The 19,624-nt window shown below is 56.8% G+C and carries 12 protein-coding genes; 5 read left to right on the forward strand and 7 right to left on the reverse strand.

Annotated features, from left to right (window positions below; translation table 11 throughout):
• Positions 1-109: 109 nt before the first annotated feature.
• The 5 genes from ABD971_RS17915 to ABD971_RS17935 all read right to left on the reverse strand — a co-directional run bounded on the left by ABD971_RS17915 (position 110) and on the right by ABD971_RS17935 (position 7,325).
• Complete coding sequence (locus ABD971_RS17915; RefSeq protein ID WP_345324292.1) at positions 110-3,271, reverse strand: M28 family peptidase; 3,162 nt, start codon at positions 3,269-3,271, stop codon at positions 110-112.
• 66 nt (positions 3,272-3,337) lie between these two features.
• Positions 3,338-3,736 (reverse strand): hypothetical protein, encoded by a 399-nt coding sequence (locus tag ABD971_RS17920; RefSeq protein WP_339946301.1) that lies wholly within the window; start codon positions 3,734-3,736, stop codon positions 3,338-3,340.
• 205 nt (positions 3,737-3,941) lie between these two features.
• Positions 3,942-4,988 carry a DUF3500 domain-containing protein gene (locus ABD971_RS17925; RefSeq protein ID WP_345324295.1) on the reverse strand — a complete coding sequence of 349 codons (1,047 nt, stop codon included), beginning with the start codon at positions 4,986-4,988 and terminating at the stop codon, positions 3,942-3,944.
• A gap of 181 nt (positions 4,989-5,169) precedes the next feature.
• A complete protein-coding gene (locus tag ABD971_RS17930) occupies positions 5,170-5,985 on the reverse strand; it encodes a cohesin domain-containing protein (RefSeq protein ID WP_345324297.1) in 816 nt (271 codons plus the stop codon).
• A 137-nt stretch (positions 5,986-6,122) separates the two neighbouring features.
• Complete coding sequence (locus ABD971_RS17935; protein WP_345324299.1) at positions 6,123-7,325, reverse strand: cohesin domain-containing protein; 1,203 nt, start codon at positions 7,323-7,325, stop codon at positions 6,123-6,125.
• A 499-nt stretch (positions 7,326-7,824) separates the two neighbouring features.
• On the opposite strand from ABD971_RS17935, the gene ABD971_RS17940 reads away from it, so the two are divergent.
• Positions 7,825-12,306, forward strand: coding sequence for a beta strand repeat-containing protein (locus ABD971_RS17940; protein ID WP_345324301.1), 4,482 nt, complete (start codon positions 7,825-7,827; stop codon positions 12,304-12,306).
• A 23-nt stretch (positions 12,307-12,329) separates the two neighbouring features.
• Here the strand turns inward: ABD971_RS17940 and ABD971_RS17945 are convergent, their stop codons facing one another.
• Positions 12,330-13,754 (reverse strand): BBP7 family outer membrane beta-barrel protein, encoded by a 1,425-nt coding sequence (locus ABD971_RS17945; protein WP_345324303.1) that lies wholly within the window; start codon positions 13,752-13,754, stop codon positions 12,330-12,332.
• A 386-nt stretch (positions 13,755-14,140) separates the two neighbouring features.
• Between ABD971_RS17945 and ABD971_RS17950 the strand changes: the two genes are divergently transcribed.
• Entirely contained in the window at positions 14,141-15,007 is an 867-nt protein-coding gene (locus ABD971_RS17950; protein WP_339940574.1) for a response regulator, read from the forward strand.
• Positions 14,992-16,602 carry an ATP-binding response regulator gene (locus ABD971_RS17955; protein ID WP_345324306.1) on the forward strand — a complete coding sequence of 537 codons (1,611 nt, stop codon included), beginning with the start codon at positions 14,992-14,994 and terminating at the stop codon, positions 16,600-16,602. Before ABD971_RS17950 ends, ABD971_RS17955 begins: the two co-directional genes overlap by 16 nt.
• 99 nt (positions 16,603-16,701) lie before the next feature.
• Here the strand turns inward: ABD971_RS17955 and ABD971_RS17960 are convergent, their stop codons facing one another.
• Positions 16,702-17,508: a WecB/TagA/CpsF family glycosyltransferase gene (locus ABD971_RS17960; protein ID WP_345324308.1), complete on the reverse strand. Its 807-nt coding sequence runs from the start codon at positions 17,506-17,508 to the stop codon at positions 16,702-16,704.
• A 370-nt stretch (positions 17,509-17,878) separates the two neighbouring features.
• On the opposite strand from ABD971_RS17960, the gene ABD971_RS17965 reads away from it, so the two are divergent.
• Positions 17,879-18,544, forward strand: coding sequence for a class I SAM-dependent methyltransferase (locus ABD971_RS17965; RefSeq protein ID WP_345324310.1), 666 nt, complete (start codon positions 17,879-17,881; stop codon positions 18,542-18,544).
• A gap of 221 nt (positions 18,545-18,765) precedes the next feature.
• Complete coding sequence (locus ABD971_RS17970; protein ID WP_339940581.1) at positions 18,766-19,560, forward strand: thymidylate synthase; 795 nt, start codon at positions 18,766-18,768, stop codon at positions 19,558-19,560.
• The last annotated feature ends 64 nt before the right edge of the window (positions 19,561-19,624 follow it).

The raw sequence follows: 19,624 nt of genomic DNA on the forward strand, positions 1-19,624 counted from the left end.
TGTCGTTTTGGGAAACGGCAAGCTTGGAAGGCTAAACCACGGTGAAAAAGGACAGGCAGGATGCCTGTCGGGACGCTTGATGACAGGCTAGAAGCCTATCCCACTGTGATTATTCGCGGGCGGTGGGTGTGATTTTCATCGGCACCGTCTTTTCGCCTCGCTGGACGACGATCTCGACTTCTTCGCCAATCTTCAACGCCTCGATCGCGTAGGTGTAGTCGTAGATATCTTCGATCTTGCGACCCGCCAAACGAATGATCACGTCACCTCCGCTGACGCCCGCTTTGGCGGCCGGCCCGTCGCCTGCCACGCCGCTCAGTTTCAATCCCTTGACCTCACCCGCTGCATAATCGGGGATCGTGCCAAGGTACGCGGTCAATACGGCTCGCGGTGCCTCTTCACGCTTCTCGCCTTCGTCGAGCTCAAACTTTGGTGGCTCGGCAGCGGTCAGAAAACCGCGAGCCAGCAAGGCAAACAAACGAGCGGTCTGCGCGGCACCGTCATAATTCAACTTGTCCGCCGTATCACGCGGTGTGTGATAGTCCTCGTGAGCCCCGGTGAACGCCGCCAGGATCGGCACGTCGCGTGCCACAAAGGCCGAAGCATCCGTGGGCAATCGTGTGCTGGTTTTATCGAGCTGCAATTCTAAACCGACCGGGACGTTTCGCCGCTGAACTTCGCCTGCGAAACCAGGCGAAGAACCGATCCCTTGCACGATCAACTTCTCGCGCAGTCGCCCCACCATGTCGAGGTTCAAATAGGCGGCAATCGCTTGAGTCAATGGTTCGGCGTCCGCCGCGACGCCGTGAGCGTGTGCTGCATGAGCATGCGCCGCGTCGCCGCCGTGATCGTGCGCTGGCGTTTCCAGTTTGGGAGCCTGCGGATAGAGATTGAAGAACTCGTTGACGTAATGCTGAGAACCAAACAGTCCCAATTCTTCGCCGCTCCAGGCGGCGATCAATAAATCGCGTTTTGGTTTCAGTCGCCCTGCGGCTTTTTCGGCTGCGAGATACTGAGCGATTTCGAGCATCGCTCCCACACCGCTGGCGTTGTCATCGGCGCCAAAGTGAATCAGCTCTTCTTCATCATCGCGAGCCAAACTGTTGCTGCCTCCGCCACGACCGAGATGATCGACGTGAGCTCCGATCATGACGGCGGGATAGGTCTGATGATTGGGTTTGACGGGCAAGCGAGCGACGACGTTTCGTCCCACCCCGGTTTTCCGTTCGATCTCGATCGTCGCCGAAACCGAGACGTTCTCCAACGGGAATCCCATTTGCGGTGATCCATCATCAAGCGATGCTTGAGTTTTCGCCAGATCCTTGTTGGCCTTCTGGAACATCCCTTTGGCAATTTCGTTGCTGACCGTCACCGCCGCGATACTAACGCCGGCCTGCGACGCGTTGCTATCGAACAGGATCAACTCTCGAGTCACTTTGCTGGTCGGTCCGGCCACGAACACGATTCCTTTGGCGCCGTGATCGCGAGCGACCGTGGCTTTCCGTCGCGGCGAGCTATAGCGAGCCATCTCTTGCCGCCGCTCGGGCGTGATCTCTTGAGGCATATCCCGTAGCACCATCACCCATTTGCCTGCGACGTCCAAGTGCACGTAGCTATCGTATTCTTCGACTTCATCGCCGCCGGGCACGTGCATTCCATAGCCGGCAAAGACCACTTCGGCGGCATCCGTTTTACCGTCGTCGGAAAACGAAAGCGGTCGCCAATCCTGGTTCAACTCGAGCGATTTATCCCCCACGGCCATTGCATTTTCGGGCGTCAAACTCGAACCGGCAGGGAACTGAAACTCTTGAAAAAACGTGCCGTTTTCGCCAGCGGGTTCAAACCCCAAGCTTTCCAAATAAGCCGCGACATACGCGGTCGCACGTCGTTCCCCTTCACTGCCCGTCAAACGGCCAGCCAACTCGGGACGCGTCAGAAAATCAACATGCCGCATCACGTCGGTCGGTGAAAATTCAGGAGATGTGTTCTCAGCCGATGCGACGGCTGCCTTCAAATCATCACTTGACCCCGAGTCGAGCCCTAGTAATTCGCGAGCATGAGCGTCATTCCAATCGCCCATGAAAATCTGAGATTGTTTTTCCTTGGTACGTGTCGAGGTCCACGACAATCGCTCGCCCTCGGGCAAGAACACTGGCAACCCATCAAAGCCATCGGTGTAAGTCACGCGAACCGGTTCCCCCTGGCCATCGGCCCGAACCAAGTACAGTTCAAAGTTGGCAAAGCCGTGCTTGTTGGTGGTAAAGATCAAATAGTCACCGCTGGGGTGATAAAACGGCGCCCAGCTCATCGCATTGAAATTGGTCAACCGGCGCACATCGCTGCCGTCGGTTTTCATCGTAAAGACTTCGGCAGTCGCACCATCCTCCGAGAAATGACGAAAACAGATGCGTTCGCCATCAGGCGAGAAAAAAGGACCTCCGTCGTAACCCGGCTCGGTCGTCAAACGGCGGACATTCGTGCCGTCGGCATTCATGATGTAGAGATCGATCATAAACGCGGGATCGATTTGGAACTTCTCTTGTTCCACCGCGGTTAATTCACGCGAATAGGCATCGCGATTCGATGCAAAGACAATTTGAGTGCCATCTGGGCTGTAACTCGCTTCGGCGTCATAGCCCTTAGCATCGGTCAATTGTTTGTATTGACCTTCGGCATTTCGCTCGACCAATTCATAGTTTTCGTCGTAATCCCATGCATAGCGGCGTTGCTTCCCACTGGCCCGCAGCTCCAGTTCGTCCTTCTGCTTTTGCTCTGCCGCCGGGTCCGCTTGCGTGCTGGCGAACAAGACGCGGTCGCCATCGGGATGGATCCATGCACAGGTGGTCTTTCCGATGCCGGGTGAAACCTTTTCGATGTCGCCGGTTTCCAGATCGGTTAAATAGATTTGATAGAACGGGTTCGCCGGATCCCGTTCGCTTTGAAAGACCATGCGTGTGCCGTCGGCGCTAAAATAGCCTTCGCCCGCACGGCGACCTTCGAACGTGATTTGGCGAACGTGATCGACCAAATCGAGCTCTTGTTGGCCGGTCTCGGGTTGGCCGGTATTGGGCGTTTGTAATTTGGCTGCGGCGGCCTCCGCGTCATTGTCCGCGTCGTTGTCCGCCGGGTTCACTTCGGCGTCCGCTGGCGCGGTCTTGCTCTCCGTCGGCTTGGTCACCGATGGTGGCTTTGCGGAGGCTCCGCTATCAGCAACGAAACAACGAGCCAACAACGTGGCAACCAAAACGAACGAGTACAGGAGCCTCGACATTTTCAATCCATTCGAGTTAAGGGTAACGCGTACAGTCGCGTACGATTCTAAGCGATTTCGTGAGGTTTAAGAGTTTTTTAGACCGTGAGCACCACGCAGGCAGATCATATCTTCGCTCCAACGAGTGAACAGAGAACGCCGCTCGTGTTCGCAATCAAACACTCGAACCACATTTATTTTGTGACGAATGTCGTCTTTCACCAACCCGTAGAGATCGTGATAAACCGGGGGCGGGTCCGCCATCTCGCTGTCCGCTTCGGGAGGGACGAGCCGAGCGGTCACATCGAAACGAAACACCTGCAGCCAACCGGGACGCTGGACTGCGACAATGCGAACGTTTCGAAACTTGGCAGTCCTGCCGTAGTAGCCGTTATCCGACAGGTGCTTGCGGATCGCCTCTTCCATATCGTGATCGCCGCACCAATTATCCCAGCGCTGGCGGAGATGTTTCAGCCAAGTCAGCATCACGTTCCCCCTCTCTTCCGCATGCCGCGTCGAAAATTGAACTGACGACGCTACAGTGACCTATTGATTTAGTGAGCCGCACGCGTGTGAACAGCGGGCATTGGACGTTACCCGGTGCCTTACGGCCCACGGCTTACACTTGCGTTCCGAGCATCAATTAGATCAACAAGCTGCTGACTCATTAGCCCACACGCGACAGGAAACTTTACTCGATAGGCAAGTCAAAGTCGCCGGTCAGGTCACGCCACACGCAGTGGATGTGATTGGCGGGATTCCCAGACGCATCGGCTTGTGTGTTGACAAACTCGATCAAAAAATCCTTGCCACGAATTCGGTAGTAATGTCCGACGCCCGGCTTCAGAGCCCCCGCCCAGGCGAAATAGACGTTCGACCAACCGTTGCTTTCGATCAAATCACGCCGCGCCCGCGATGTCTTTTCCGGAACCGCATCTGCGTAGACACCGACCAGCTTCTTCAGCACTTCAGCCTGCTTGGCATTCAGTTTGTCAAAGGGAATGCCTTCGGGCTCGCCCACTTTGGGTTGAGCCTCACCGGCGAACCGAATTTCTGCTAGTGCTTCGTCGGCGATCACAGCCGCTTGCTTTTGAGTATCGTTCAAGCTGTTGACCAACTCGAACCCAAGATCCTCTTCTTCGCGAAGCACGCGAGTTCCCTTGCCCAGCGGCCCTTCCACATCGGTCATGATCTTGGCAGGATTGGACGCAAAGAATTGAGGAGTGCTGTCGACCAACTCGCCGCCTCGGCAGCTGAAGTTCAGCGACATGTGATGCCCTTCGAAACTGAGCCCCCACGGTTCGGAATCGCTCGGGGTGCCAAAGATAGTGACATAGTATTTTTGAGGATCGCGGCGTGATTCGCTGCCGGGACCTTCGAGTTGGCGGAGCACGCCTTCGAGCAACATGATCTTGCTCGCCTTGCTGTACCCCGCTTCGCTCAACGCGGAACGCAGCAGCCGAAGGGCCGCGGTGCGCTGAGCCGTATTCATCTCTTTCAGCACAAGTCCCTTGCGAGTCGGCATGGGGATGAAGTGCCACGCGACACGCTCGGCCGAATCGTAGTCCATGGTCGCTTGCGCCGCCTGTTTTTCGTCGAGCGTCTGCAAAAAGGCGTCGGCGAAGGCCTTCATCTGCATCCCTGGCGGGTCACTGACCTTCATACCGAAGAAGGCCGCGAGAGTCACGGAAACAGCAAGAAACACCGCGGCGGGGGCCGCAAAACGGAACGAACGCATGAAACGTCTCTTTCACAGGAGAGGGTGGGATTCGGGTGGGACGCCCACAGTGTAGTAGACATCGCGTCGAACCGCAAAATGGGCACCGCGACACCAAGACCCTCTACTTTGGTAGCGGACGGCGCGGGAAATCGTCCAGCGTCAGCGAGTGAAACGTTCGAACGAGACCGCGCGGCATCGGTTACTGGCCTGCCAGACCTGAATCCGCAAACGCTTGGTCGACCACATGAGGCTGCAGCGGTCCGTAGGGGAGGGCAGTGGGGGGGGCGACCGAATCGATCGCCCTTGCAGCAAAGCGGCTCGCCGATCCAGGCCGGGAAAAATCAGAGCGTCCGACTAACGAAACGGGAACATAGGACTGTGGCGAAACCACCTCAGCGTTGGGCCCGCCAGGCCACGGACAGGGCTCGTCATGGATCAGCGGACGGTTGCCCCAATGATTTGCCCAAGACTCGCTCGATCGCTCATCGACTCGGGTCACGTGAGTCACGCTTTCGCTGGCCCGCGTGACGATCTTGCCGTCACTGGCGTCCGCACCAACGATGGGGGGCTCGGCTAACGAAATTTGGCCTTCGTTGAGCCGGACCTGCTGCAGGTCAATCTCAATCGGCTTGGGACTGGGGCGATCTTGTTTGACGGCAAAGCCAATATCAATCAGCCCTCCTTCATCGTGAGCCACCGGTTTGGTCGAGTAAACAAACGCGACAATCGTCCCGGCGTGTTCGTCAACGTTGGCAATCACCGTGCCGCGGCCATTCCATACCGAACCGGCTTGGATTCGCGTCGCATCGGTAGTGACTTCCGCGGGGTCGAATTGAATTCGCACCTCGGCAGCCCTTACACCTTGAGCCCCCGAGACTTCGACGGGGGTAGAGACTTCGACCGCCGTCGAGATTTCCGGGACCGAGTCAACGATGGCACTCGGCATGGAAACGCTTGCCAACAAGCGTCTCGATTCCAATTGCTGAACACCCAATTTGCATGCTTTTGTCGCCATCCGTTGCCCACTGATTTGAATTGCGAATCAACCGCTCACCGCAGCTTTCTATGCAGTGGTTGGTAACGAAAACACAACTCAATTCGCAATGGCACTTGGGGCGTGATTCTAGTTTCACGCCGCGGCGATGACGCGGTCTACCAAAGCGTGTTGGTAGCAAAAACCTGATCCACCGACTCGTATCCATCGCGGACCGAATCCTCTTTGCGATCCTCTTGATCACTCAATGACAACATGCTGTCAGCGGAGAATGAATCAGCAGCGGTCGATGGTAGCAAGAGGGGCAATTCGCCTTCCGCCGATCGTGAAACGCTCGCCACAGAATCGGCCGAGGGGTTGGTGGTCACCGCCATGGTGTCGGCAGCGCTGGACGCGGATGCGATCGCGGCGTCAGCGGAGGCAACGGGCGAGGAAGCGGCCACTGGTGCGACGCTTCCCGCCGTGGCATCAACGTTGATCTGCCGAATGACATCGGTCCACGCGGTCGATCCAGCGGGCTGAGTCGATGTCGTCAGCAATCGGTTGTAGATGAATTGCGGCAGGAGTCCGGTTTCACGAAAATTCTGATCTGCCGTCGTTTGCCCCGATACCAACGTTAACGACAACTCGTTCACTCCGCCTTCGGAGTAAGCAATCGGCTGGATCTCGGTCAGGGTATAGGCGCCAAACGCCAGATCGGTGAACTCGTATTTGCCGGTGGCGTCCGTGGTTGCCTGAGTCGTCGCGCCGGTGGACACATTGGTCAACGTGATCACGACACCTGGGATCCCCTCGACGGCATCGGGAAGATTATTGGTGTTGGTATCGGCGTACACGAACCCCGCTATCCGCTGGTCACCTGCCGACCCCGCAGTGACGGTCAACAATCCATCGGTCGAATCGGCACCAGCCACCGGGGCTGGATCTACCGTGATCTGGCCTTCATTCAGAACGACTTCGACAAGGTCAAACACCGCTGTATTGCCAGCAACCGCATCGTTGGCAATGGTGAACGACATTAGCACCAAGCTGCCGCTGGTCGATGAGAGCCCTGTCGACGCCGAGACAAAAATCACGACGGTTCCGGCGGCATCATCCACGTTTGCGGTAACCTGGGTGTCCTGTGATGCACTGAACACCGACCCCGCCGTCACGGCGGCCGACGTCAAATCGAGCAGATCGGTGTCATAGCTCAGCCGTATTTCGACGCCCCGAATTCCAGCAGCATTGTCCACATTGACCGGGACAGCGACCTGCGCCGACACATCTCCGGTCAAATCATCGGGGATGTCCACCGCGGCAAGCAGACGACGTGATTCGAGACTTTCAAGCCCCAGCCGACGTGATTTTTTTTGTTTCATGTTCGTTAGACTCGCAAAGTCAGAAGAGGTTTCCCAATTCTGGTTCCCAAGTGTCTTTTTTCCAGCGTCGAATAAATAAGTTGCTTCGACTTTTGCTTGTAGCGGCATGTGCTCAACGGTATTTAACGTTACAACCCAACTCACAAATAAATAATTTCATTTGCCGGAACTTACTCACGCTAGTGACTCTCTAAGCCCGGGTTCTAGAATGTCCCGACACCGGACATCTTCCATCATCGTCACCCTTTAACAAAGACAAGCAAAGCGACAGCGTTTCCACGTTGCTCGCTTCCCCCCAATAAGGATGTTCGAAACGTTTCGATTTCAAAAGCGACCTCAACATCCTTGAAGATGCGGCTCGCTTTCGATGCCCCAGCTCGGCTGGGCAGTCAAGTCGTCATCGTGTCGTTGTTGCCCCCCTACCAAACTCAAAGAGCAGCCCCCGGTCGCGGTGGGCCAGCCCTATAGAAACAAGCTCAGCAGAAATAGGTCAAACGTTATGCGCAAGTTCTTCAAATCGGTTCGTCCTCTACAGAAAAAACGTCGTGGTGCGGCCAAAGCAAGGCACCTGAGCTTGCAATCGCTTGAAAATCGCCGCGTATTGGCAGCGACGATCACCTCCTTTACCCCCACCGCCAGCGGTTTCACGGCGGAGCTGAGCGAAGAAGTCAGCACGTTGAACTTGAATCTGTATGACACCCAGGGGCAAGCGGCTGGCGCAGCCGACGTTACACTCACAGGAGCCTCCAGTGGCAATGTCCGCGGTTCGCTATTCGTCAAAGACAACACGGTTACCTTCATTGCCAGCGGCGGCGCATTGGTTCCGGATACTTATTCGGTAACGCTGCGAAGTGCGGCGGACGCGTTCACGGATCTCGCCGATGGCGAACTGCTGGACGGTGACGATGATGGCACCGCCGGCGGCGACTACACCAACACGTTTACGGTTGCGGCAGGCAATGCGTTGACTGTGGGATTACCTGACATTGTGCGAGGGCCGACACAGAGCATCCAAGTTCCCGCAGGTGGAAGCGGCGTCCCGCTGCCCGCCGGACTGCCCATCCAAATCAGTAATGCCGAAGGCGTCACCTCGGTCACCCTGACGATTCAGTATGATCCGGCGCTGCTGGATATCAGCGACGTGCAGCTCGGAGCCGATGCACCGTCGGGAAGTCAAGTCGAATCCAATTTGACCGTTCCTGGCACCGCGACCATCTCGTTTTTCTCGGTGGCACCGCTAGCGGCAGGCCAAACAAGCCTGGTCGATATCATCGCCTCGGTTCCCGAAGACGCTCCGTACGGTGAAACACAAGCGATTCGTATCACCTCGCTTGACGTCAACGCCGGAGCACTGACGGCAACCGCCGATGACGCTGTTCAGGTTGTCGCGTTTCCCGGCGATGTGAATCGCAACCAACGTTACGACGCCGAAGACGCTCGCTTGATCGCCCGCGTGGGTGTCGGACTCGATTCAGGGTTTGTGTTCTCGGAACCAACCAGCACCTCGGCGACCACGCGATTGTTTCCCACCATCGACCCTGTGTTGCTTGGCGATGTCACCGGAGCGGACGGACTGAGCCCTCTGGATGCCAGCGATCTCTTGCGACGCGTGGTGGGATTGTCGACACCTAACATTCCCGATCTGCCCGCTAACCAGGCTCCGATCAATTTATCGTTGTCGGTCAGCACGGTGGCGGAAGCACAACCGATCGGCACCACCGTGGGGACGTTGACCACCAATGACCCAGACATCAACCAAACACATACCTACACGTTGGTTTCGGGTACCGGCAGCACCGACAACGCATCCTTCACCATTAGCGGTAACCAGCTTAAAACCGCTGCGGTGTTTGATGCGGATGTCAAAGATAGCTACACCATCCGTGTCAGAACGACCGACCCCGAGGGCCGCACCTTCGAAAAGTCTTTGGTGATTAACATCACCGAAGCCAATGTGGCTCCGACAGCCGTTTCGATCACGAACAATTCGGTTGCCGAAGACACGGCGGTCGGCACCGCGGTTGGCACGCTGAGCACGACCGACGCGAATGCCAGCGACACACACACCTACACGATCGTTTCGGTCGACTCGGTCACCACCAGCAACCTGTTTACCGTTTCAGGCAACACGCTCAATGTCGGCGCCTCGTTGGACTTTGAAACCAAAGCCAGCCATACCGTCGTCGTCCGCACGACCGACCAAGCAGGCCTATCGTTCGACCAAACGCTGACGATCACCGTCACCAATGTCAACGAAGCTCCGACCGCGATTGCACTGAGCGAAACTTCGATCGCCGAAGATGCTGCAGTGGGCACCACCATCGGCACGCTTTCGAGCACCGATGTGGATGCCAGCGACACGCACACCTACACGTTTGTTAGCGGCACCGGCGATACCGACAATGGATCGTTCACGATCGACGGTGACACGCTAAAGACCGCCACAACGCTCGACTTCTCGACAAAATCCAGCTACAGCATCCGCGTCCAAAGCACCGATGCAGGTGGTGAGACCTTCGAGCAAACCTTTACCATTACCGTCACCGAGGTCACGGCCAACGTTGCACCGACTGCGATCACACTGAGCGAAACCTCGATCGCCGAAGACGCCGCAGTGGGCACCACCATTGGCACGCTTTCGAGCACCGATGCGAACGCAGGCGACACGCACACCTACACGTTCGTTAGCGGCACCGGCGACACCGACAACGGATCGTTCACGATCGACGGCAACACGCTAAAGACCGCCACAACGCTCGACTTCTCAACAAAATCCAGCTACAGCATCCGCGTCCAAAGCACCGATGCCGGCGGATTGACCTTCGAGCAAACCTTTACCATTACCGTCACCGAGGTCACCAATGTTGCACCGACTGCGATCGCACTGAGCGAAACCTCGATCGCCGAAGACGCCGCAGTGGGCACCACTATCGGCACGCTTTCGAGCACCGATGCGAACGCAGGCGACACGCACACCTACACGTTCGTCAGCGGCACCGGCGACACCGACAACGGATCGTTCACGATCGACGGCGACTCGATAAAGACCGCCACAACGCTCGACTTCTCGACAAAATCCAGCTACAGCGTCCGCGTCCAAAGCACCGATGCCGGCGGATTGACCTTCGAGCAAACCTTTACCATTACCGTCACCGAGGTCACCAATGTTGCACCGACTGCGATCGCACTGAGCGAAACCTCGATCGCCGAAGACGCCGCAGTGGGCACCACCATCGGCACGCTTTCAAGCACCGATGCGAACGCAGGTGACACACACAGCTACACGTTCGTCAGCGGCACCGGCGATACCGACAATGGATCGTTCACGATCGACGGCAACTCGATAAAGACCGCCACGGCGCTCGACTTCTCGACAAAGTCCAGCTACAGCATCCGCGTCCAAAGCACCGATGCCGGCGGATTGACGGTCGAAGAAACCTTTACCATCACTGTCACCGAGGTCACGCCCAACGTTGCACCGACCGCGATCGCACTGAGCGAAACCTCGATCGCCGAAGACGCCGCAGTGGGCACCACCATTGGCACGCTTTCGAGCACCGATGCGAACGCAGGTGACACACACACCTACACGTTTGTCAGCGGCACCGGCGACACCGACAACGGATCGTTCACGATCGACGGCAACTCGATAAAGACCGCCACGGCGCTCGACTTCTCAACCAAATCCAGCTACAGCATCCGCGTCCAAAGCACCGATGCCGGCGGATTGACGGCCGAAGAAACCTTTACCATCACTGTCACCGAGGTCACGCCCAACGTTGCACCGACCGCGATCGCACTGAGCGAAACCTCGATCGCCGAGGACGCCGCAGTGGGCACCACCATTGGCACGCTTTCGAGTACCGATGCGAACGCAGGTGACACACACACCTACACGTTTGTCAGCGGCACCGGCGACACCGACAACGGATCGTTCACGATCGACGGCGACTCGATAAAGACCGCCACAACGCTCGACTTCTCAACCAAATCCAGCTACAGCATCCGCGTCCAAAGCACCGATGCCGGCGGATTGACGGCCGAAGAAACCTTTACCATTACCGTCACCGAGGTCACCAACGTTGCCCCGACCGCGATCGCACTGAGCGAAACCTCGATCGCCGAGGACGCCGCAGTGGGCACCACCATCGGCACGCTTTCGAGTACCGATGCCGACTCGGGTGACTCGCATACCTACACGTTCGTCAGCGGCACCGGCGACACCGACAACGGATCGTTCACGATCGACGGCGACTCGCTGAAGACCGACACGACGTTCGACTTTGAAACGAAATCGAGTTACAGCGTTCGCGTTCAAAGCACCGATGCCGGCGGATTGACCGTGGAAGAAACCTTCACGATTAACGTCACCAATGTCAACGAAGCTCCGACAGCGATCTCGGTTTCACGCACCACCATTGCCGCGAACGAAGCCGCCGACACCGAGATTGGATTGCTGAGCAGCGAAGATCCCGACGCGGGCGACACATTCACCTACACCATCGTGCCTGAGGCCGGCGCAACGTCAGAACCATTCAAGATCGCGGATGGCAAACTTGTCTCGAACGAAGTTTTTGACGAGGCGATCCAGAGCTTGTATGCGGTCCGTGTCCGCAGTGAAGACGCGGGCGGATTGTCATTCGAACAAGTACTTGAGATCACGATCAGCGAACCCAACGTGGCTCCGACCGCGATCGCCCTTGATAACACCACGATCCCCGCCAATGCCGCGACCGGCACCTCGGTAGGCCTGTTGTCAACCACCGACGCGAACGCCGATGACGAACACATCTATCTGCTCGTTAGCGGATCCGGCAGCGATGACAACGCGTCATTCACGATCGAAGGCAATGTGCTAAAGACCAACGTCGATCTCGACTCGAGCTCGCCGACAACGTTTAGCATCCGCGTGCAGAGCATTGATCGTTACGGTGTTTCAACCGAAGAGATCCTTACGCTTTCCGTCGAAACGACGGCGTAAGCGTACTGGCTTGACGATTCGCGTTAGAACGAGAACTTCACGCCAGTCGTCAAGCCGTGGGCGACAAAATCGTCGGTTTCAAAGCCGAACCGGGGATTTCCGCTGCCCGATGAAGGTTCCGGTGGAAATTGCGAAACGCTGCGGTCGATGATGTCAGCGACTCGCGTGGCATTGGACCAATACAGCAGACTGTAACCAATCGAGAGCTCGACAAAATCATCGATTCGTTTGGACAAGGTGATTCCCACTTCGGGGATCACCGTGAACTGCGAATCGTCGTATTGACCGATGTTGGTTTGTTGAGCAAGCAACCCGCCCGTGAACGACGCGGAACCAGAACCAGGAACGGTATTGGTGGTCCCGCCATCAATCGTGACTTCGGCGGTATTGACGCCGAGCCCGACTTTCAGCAGCGTGGCCAATGTCCAGGTTCCCGAACGGCGGCGGTAATTGAATCCGACCTCCGCACCATTGAATTGGTTTTCAACGTCGAAATCATCAAACAAAACGACCGACGTTCCGGACACGATCTGGCCTCGCGCCGCCGTATAGGTGGACGCTTGATCGATGCGAAGCATTTCGTCCAGGCGAGCATGGCGATAACCAATCAACAGATCCAAGCTATCACAGGCCGACGAGACCAATCGTTGACGCCGTAGCACATCGAAGGCGTACAGTTCGTTTTCGACTTGCACTCGAACCGCCCCGCTGAGGAAATCGGGATGCGCAATTAACATCGCATCTTCCGCGCCGGTTTGTGTGTTGAAGACTGGCCGGGCGAGCAGGCTGCCGCTATTGCTGAAACTCTCGCCATCGCTGAACACGCCAAGCGCCGACAATTCAATTGCCCCGTCGCGGTTGGAGTCGATCCGTCCCACGCTGATGCGGGCCCCGGATCGCAGTGAATCCAAGATCTCGTCTCCCCCGAACAACACCGTCGTTCCCGATTGGCCGAGCACGCCGGTGTTTTCCGGCGTGGTGCCTGCGGGGCTGGTGGTCACCAACGGCGGCAAACGGATTCCATCAAGTGCCCACGCCAGATATTCGGCGCGTGCCCAAAATTGATTTCGGTGGCTCGCCATCCCCATGCTATCGCATGCGTCGCAGCCATCGCAAAATCCGCTGTCACAACCATCAAACTCGATGGCAAACTCTTCTCCGGGCGACAGCGGGTCGCCCACGAATGAATCATAAAAATCGTACGACACGGGAGCCACGGCGGAAGCCTCGGCGTCGGCCGATTCTCCGCTGGCTAACTTTACCGTCTCCGAATCCTGCGAAGCGTTTCCGGACACGGGTCGCCACGTCATTTTGCGGGGCGACGCCGTCTCGGCGGACTTGGTTTCCGGTGAATCTGCTGCGTAAAGAACGCAGACATCGACGAAAACGATCGCCATCGCAAAAATGGCAAGGCTCAGTCGGCTAATATTTGTTTTGATGGACAACATTGTCTTCAGGGCGCAGGGGAAGCACAAGTTTTGGCGTGAACCCTATGTCGCTGATCAAAGAAAGCGGTGTCAATGGCGAATATTGCCAGCTTTGCGGCCCCTAAGGTCCCCGGTGGGAAACCCAAAAATGATCCAAGTCGGCCAACATTGTTAGTTGCCCGAGGGATCCCCCCGCCGTATATTACCAGCGAGTTCCAGGCCGGGATGTGCAGATGAATGTACCGTAGAGGCCCTGAAACGCCGCTCCGATGTCGATGATGACGCTGGTGGCGGCTAGAGTAGGTCACAGCTCGAAATCCTTGTGACCCGCCGAAGTTTTTTGCTTCCCCGCTTTCGCCCTCGCATGCGAATCACCGCAAAAAACTTCCTCAGAAGGTATTCCAACTATGTTGGTTCTCTCTCGCCGCTCTCAGCAGCAAATTGTTTTTCCCAATCTCGGTGTCACCCTTCAAATCCTTCAAGTCCGCGGACAAATTGTGAAGGTTGGGATCGATGCACCACCGGAAGTCTCGATCCTTCGTCAAGAGATGCTTGCATCCCAATCGGATCTCGCAAGCGACACACATGCCGCAGGCCCACTGCGTGACGACGCCGAACATCGACGACGCAACCAGCTGAACGTGCTTCAGTTGCACCTCGATGCGATCCAGTCACGAATTGACCGAGGCGAATTGATCGACGCCAAAGCGATGATCGACACGCTCGTCGCACGGATGAACCAGGACAACCGCGAAGTCGATTCGTCTCGCGAAAGCGTCATCCCCCAAGCTGCCATCCCCCAATCCAGCAAGCCTCAAGCTTGCACGCGTGAATCCGGCATGACCGATCCGCGGGTGCGATTGCTTGTCGTGGAAGACTCTGATAACGAACGCAGCTTGATGACTTATCTACTCGCATCCCAAGGATTTGTCGTGCACGTGGCCCGCGACGGAGGCGAAGCGTGCGAGCGACTGCAATATTGGGGAACGCTGCCCGACGTGATCCTAATGGACATGCAGATGCCGATGCTGGGCGGACTCGAAACGCTGCGTCGGATTCGTGAGAACGAGCGGACACGAGACTTGCGCGTCTACGCGATCACAGGATCACGTCGCCGAATCGAAGACGAGCCCGCTGGCCGCGGATGGGACCGCTGGTTCGCCAAGCCACTGGATATCAAAGAATTGGTGCAAGCGATTCAGCAGGACCATTCACCTCGCCTCGCTTCGACGAATCTGCCGGCGACCGGAGGCCTGCAGTGGTATCGATCTTAAACGACCGCAGCAGTGGCCCATGGCGGGCACTGGTTCGACGTTATGGCACCGCGATCCTCAGCACGGGAGTCGTCATTTGGGTCCGTTCGCTTTTACAACCGTGGTTGAACGAGGAGTGTCCGTTTAGCCTGTTCTATCTCAGCGCGCTGTTGACGGTTTGGATCGCCGGCACGGGACCGGCGATCTTCGCGGTTGGGTTGGGCACCGTCGCCGCAGCCCACTTTTTCATTCCTCCCTCGTCGAGTTTGTTGATTGATGACGTTCCTGATTTGGTCCAATTGATCATTTACGTTTTCGTGAACTGCGTTGCAATCATGCTGTTCAATCGCGCCGAACGCCAACGCGACCTCGCTGAAAATCGTTCGCTCGAAAACGAACGACTCAGCGATGATTTGCGAAAAGCCGACCTGCGGAAAGACGAGTTCCTAGCGCTGTTGGCGCATGAACTTCGCAATCCCTTGGCTCCGATTCGCACAAGTCTGGCATTGCTCGAGCGAAACGAAAGTTCGCCTGATGTGGTCCGCCGCATGCGTGAAATCATCCATCGGCAAACCATCCACCTGATCCGCATCACCGATGATCTGCTTGACGTGTCACGCTTTTGTCGTGGCAAGGTCGAATTGCAAGTCCGGCGAATCGATCTCCGTTTAGCAATTGCCGATGCGATCGAAATGGTCGAGAGTTCGCTGGAGTCCAAATCGCAACGTTTCCAATCGCTGATCCCCGATGAACCAATTTGGGTCGACGGTGATCGAGTTCGACTCGCTCAATTGCTTGCCAACCTACTTGGCAACGCGTCCAAATACACGCCCGAGGCGGGACGGATCACGCTAAACTTAGAACCGATCGACGACTTGGTCTCGATCATGGTCAGCGACAATGGGATTGGCTTCGCTCCGGTGCAAGCCGACCGCATCTTTGAACCATTTGTTCAGATCGATGCGAGCCGCACTCGCGAGTACGGTGGGCTCGGCGTGGGATTGACCATCGTGAACCGCTTGGTCGCCTTGCACGGGGGTACGCTATCGGCAACCAGTCGCGGCCCCGGCATGGGCAGCTGCTTTACCGTAACGCTGCCAGCGGCAACGACGATGCAGCCGAGCGACGCAAGCTTGTTTGCTGATGATTTCGCGGACAACGCATCGCGAACGTCATGCAAATCCGAAACCTCCGTCACGACCAAAGGCAAATCGCTACTGTTGGTCGAAGACAACAAAGACGCATCGGCACTACTTGCCGAACTCTTTGAATCCGAAGGTTTCCAGGTGTACCAAGCCTACGATGGGGTCGAAGCGATCCAGAAGGCAACACAGGCCCATCCCGATGTGATCATCATGGACATCGGATTGCCTGGCATGGACGGCTATGAAACCGCGCGTCGCATTCGTCGTTCGCGAACCATTGCCGGCATCAAAATGATCGCGTTAACCGGATGGGGTGGCCCTACGGATCGTGACCTCGCCATCCAAGCGGGCTTCGACTTGCATCTGATCAAACCGATTGCCTTTCAAACGCTACACGACCGCGCTCAAGCTATGATTGATGAACTGGCTGCCTCGGAGAAGTGCGATAAGCCAAGTTTTGCGCAAACTTAACAGGCGGTGCCGTGCCGCTACCAAAGTAGACGGCATTGGGTTAACGCCGTCGGCTCCGTTTTGCCGTTCTAAGAACGGACAATATTTGAATGTTCGATCCTAGCCGAACAACACTTCGTCCTGGGGTTTGACTCCGGCGTCGCTGCGGCGCACATAGAGCCGCAACTTTTGCAGCGTCAATAAGGAAACGAAGGCGGGGTTCGTCGTCGCGTAGCGTTTCCATAATCGCTTGGGCTCGCGAGTAAAGCGAAATAACCACTCCAACCCATTGCGTTGCATCCATGGTGGCGCCTGGGCAAGCACGCCAGCGTGAAATGCGAACGCGGCACCGACTGCGATCAATGGCATGTTGACGCGGTCTCGCATTTCGTAAGCAAACACCTCTTGGCGAGGGCAGCCCAAACCGACAAAACAAATTCCAGCGCCGCTGTCGCGAATCTCTGCCGCTAACTCATCCCGTTCAGCGACTGACAAATTGCGGAACTTCGAAGCTCGCTTACCCGCGATTTGCAGCTTGGGAAATTTTGCACACAGGTTCTTGGCAAAACCGTCCAGCATCTCTTGGGTCGCTCCAAACAAGAAGATCGAAACTCCCGCCTCGGCCGCCGCTTCACAAATCTTTAGCGTCAGCGTTGGCCCGTACACCCGGTCGGGCAAGTCACATTGGTGCAGCCCGTTCAGCGCCCAACGAACCGGTTGGCCGTCGGGACAGACCACATCGAATTGGTTCAATCGATACTGGTGTTCCTTGTCGCCCACCCCTGTCATCACGCCATGTACCGCCAGCGCCGTGACGGCGAGCGGTTGGTGATGTTGGCCCGCTTCGATCACCCGTTTGACCGCGGCTTCGTAATCAATCGCACTGACGTTGATCCCCAGAACGTTGTATTTTCCTAAATCAATCATCATTTGGTTCCGCTGAGCTGATCTCACCGCCGGACTACCGTTCCAATTGAAACGCCGCGGGAGCGTCGTTTTGTACTGATGCCAATGTGTTACCACAAAGCCCAATGTGCCACCACGCAGCACTATTCCGTAAGCCCCCGAGCGTTCTGCAATCTGTTTGCCGGTTAAACAGCGTCCGTTCCGCTGCGGTGGCCAGGCAGCAAAACCATAAGATGGCTAACGGGGCACGGGTTTAATGCCCGATAGTAGTCAGACGAACACGTTTTGAAGTCGGCATCGCGAAATTTTCATAGATTGGGCCAGAAGCATCCCGTAAAATCTGCACTCACGTTGCACACCGCTCTGTCCTCTCACTTTTCAGGAATATTACGTGACACTCGCTCGTACGCTCGAACCTGAAACGATGGACGCATTTGACGAAGCGGTGGCCTATTTGCAGATGAACCATGCCGAGGTCAATCGCATTTTCGTCGACGATTTGTTTGCCGGCGGCACGACCGGCCCCCGGGTGATCGACTTGGGATGTGGCCCTGGGGTTCTGGCGATCGAAATTGCGTCACGTGACAAGGCAATCGAAGTCATGGCGGTCGATCTGTCGACCGAGATGCTGGGACTTGCCAAACAAGAAGTCGACTTCGCTGGAATGCTGGACCAAATTATGCTCCACCAAGCGGACGCAAAAACGATGACAGGGTATGAGGACGAGATTGCCGACACGGTGGTTTCCAACAGCCTGATCCATCATCTGGAACAGTCCGGTGACGCGATCAAAACCTCGATGCGATTAGTCAAGAGCGGGGGACGCGTGTTCATCCGTGACCTGATGCGTCCGGAATCCGCAGCCGAAGTCGAATCGCTAGTGCAAACTCACGCAGGGGACGAAAACGAGGTGGCCAAGCAATTGCTGCGACAATCGCTGCACGCCGCATTGACGCTGGACGAAATCCGAGTCGCTGCTGCGGAATGTGGAATCGACGCCGAGTGCGTTCATGCGACCAGCGACCGACACTGGACGCTCGATTGGACTCGGCCGTGACACGATACGGGCCGGGCTGACAGGGACCGGGCCGACAGGGACTGGGCCGACAGGGACTGGGCCGACAGGGACCGGGCGCCGAAGATATTGGAGATGCCAGCACTCGGCAAACTCATTCTTAACTGGATAGAATTAGCAATCGAATGATTGCGTGGTCGCCCGGCCGTGCCGTCGACCGACGTATCCTCTTATTTACTCTTATTAAATCCAAACTTCATCCGATGCGAACTTACCTTCAATTGCTCGACGAAGTCTTGAATCATGGCCTCGACCGCGACGACCGCACCGGGGTCGGAACGCGTGGCTTGTTTGGTCGCCAAATGCGATTTGACTTGAGCGAAGGCTTTCCGCTGCTGACGACCAAAAAGCTGCATATGCATTCGATTTTGCACGAATTGCTGTGGTTTTTGCGTGGCGATACCAACATCAGCTATCTCCGCGAAAATGGGGTCAGCATCTGGGACGAATGGGCTGACGAAGAGGGAAACCTGGGGCCGGTCTACGGCCAACAATGGCGTTCATGGGAAGGCGGCAACGGGGAAACGGTTGACCAAATCGCCTGGGTCACCAACGAAATCCGCGAGAACCCTCAATCCCGTCGCTTGATCGTTTCGGCCTGGAACGCTCATCAGATCGACAAAATGGCGTTGCCCCCCTGCCATCTGCTCTTTCAGTTCTACGTTGCGGGCGGAAAACTCTCTTGCCAACTGTACCAACGCAGTGCCGATTTGTTTCTTGGCGTTCCCTTTAATATCGCCAGCTACGCACTGCTGACGATGATGATGGCGAAGGTCACTGGACTCGAACCGGGCGATTTCGTTCATACCTTGGGGGACGTCCATCTTTACCGCAACCATTTTGACCAAGCTAGCGAGCAGCTGACACGGCATCCCAAACCGCTACCAAAGATGCAAATTCAATCGACCCCCGACTCGATCGACGGATTCAAGTTCGAGGATTTCCAGTTGACCGATTACGATCCGCACCCTCGCATCAAAGCCCCAATCGCCGTATGAGTTCTGCAGGTGTGAGGACCGACGACGCTGTGGCCGCCAAGCAGCGCACAGACCGATCGCGTGT

The organism is Novipirellula rosea, from assembly GCF_039541335.1.
In the GTDB taxonomy this organism is placed as follows: domain Bacteria; phylum Planctomycetota; class Planctomycetia; order Pirellulales; family Pirellulaceae; genus Novipirellula; species Novipirellula rosea.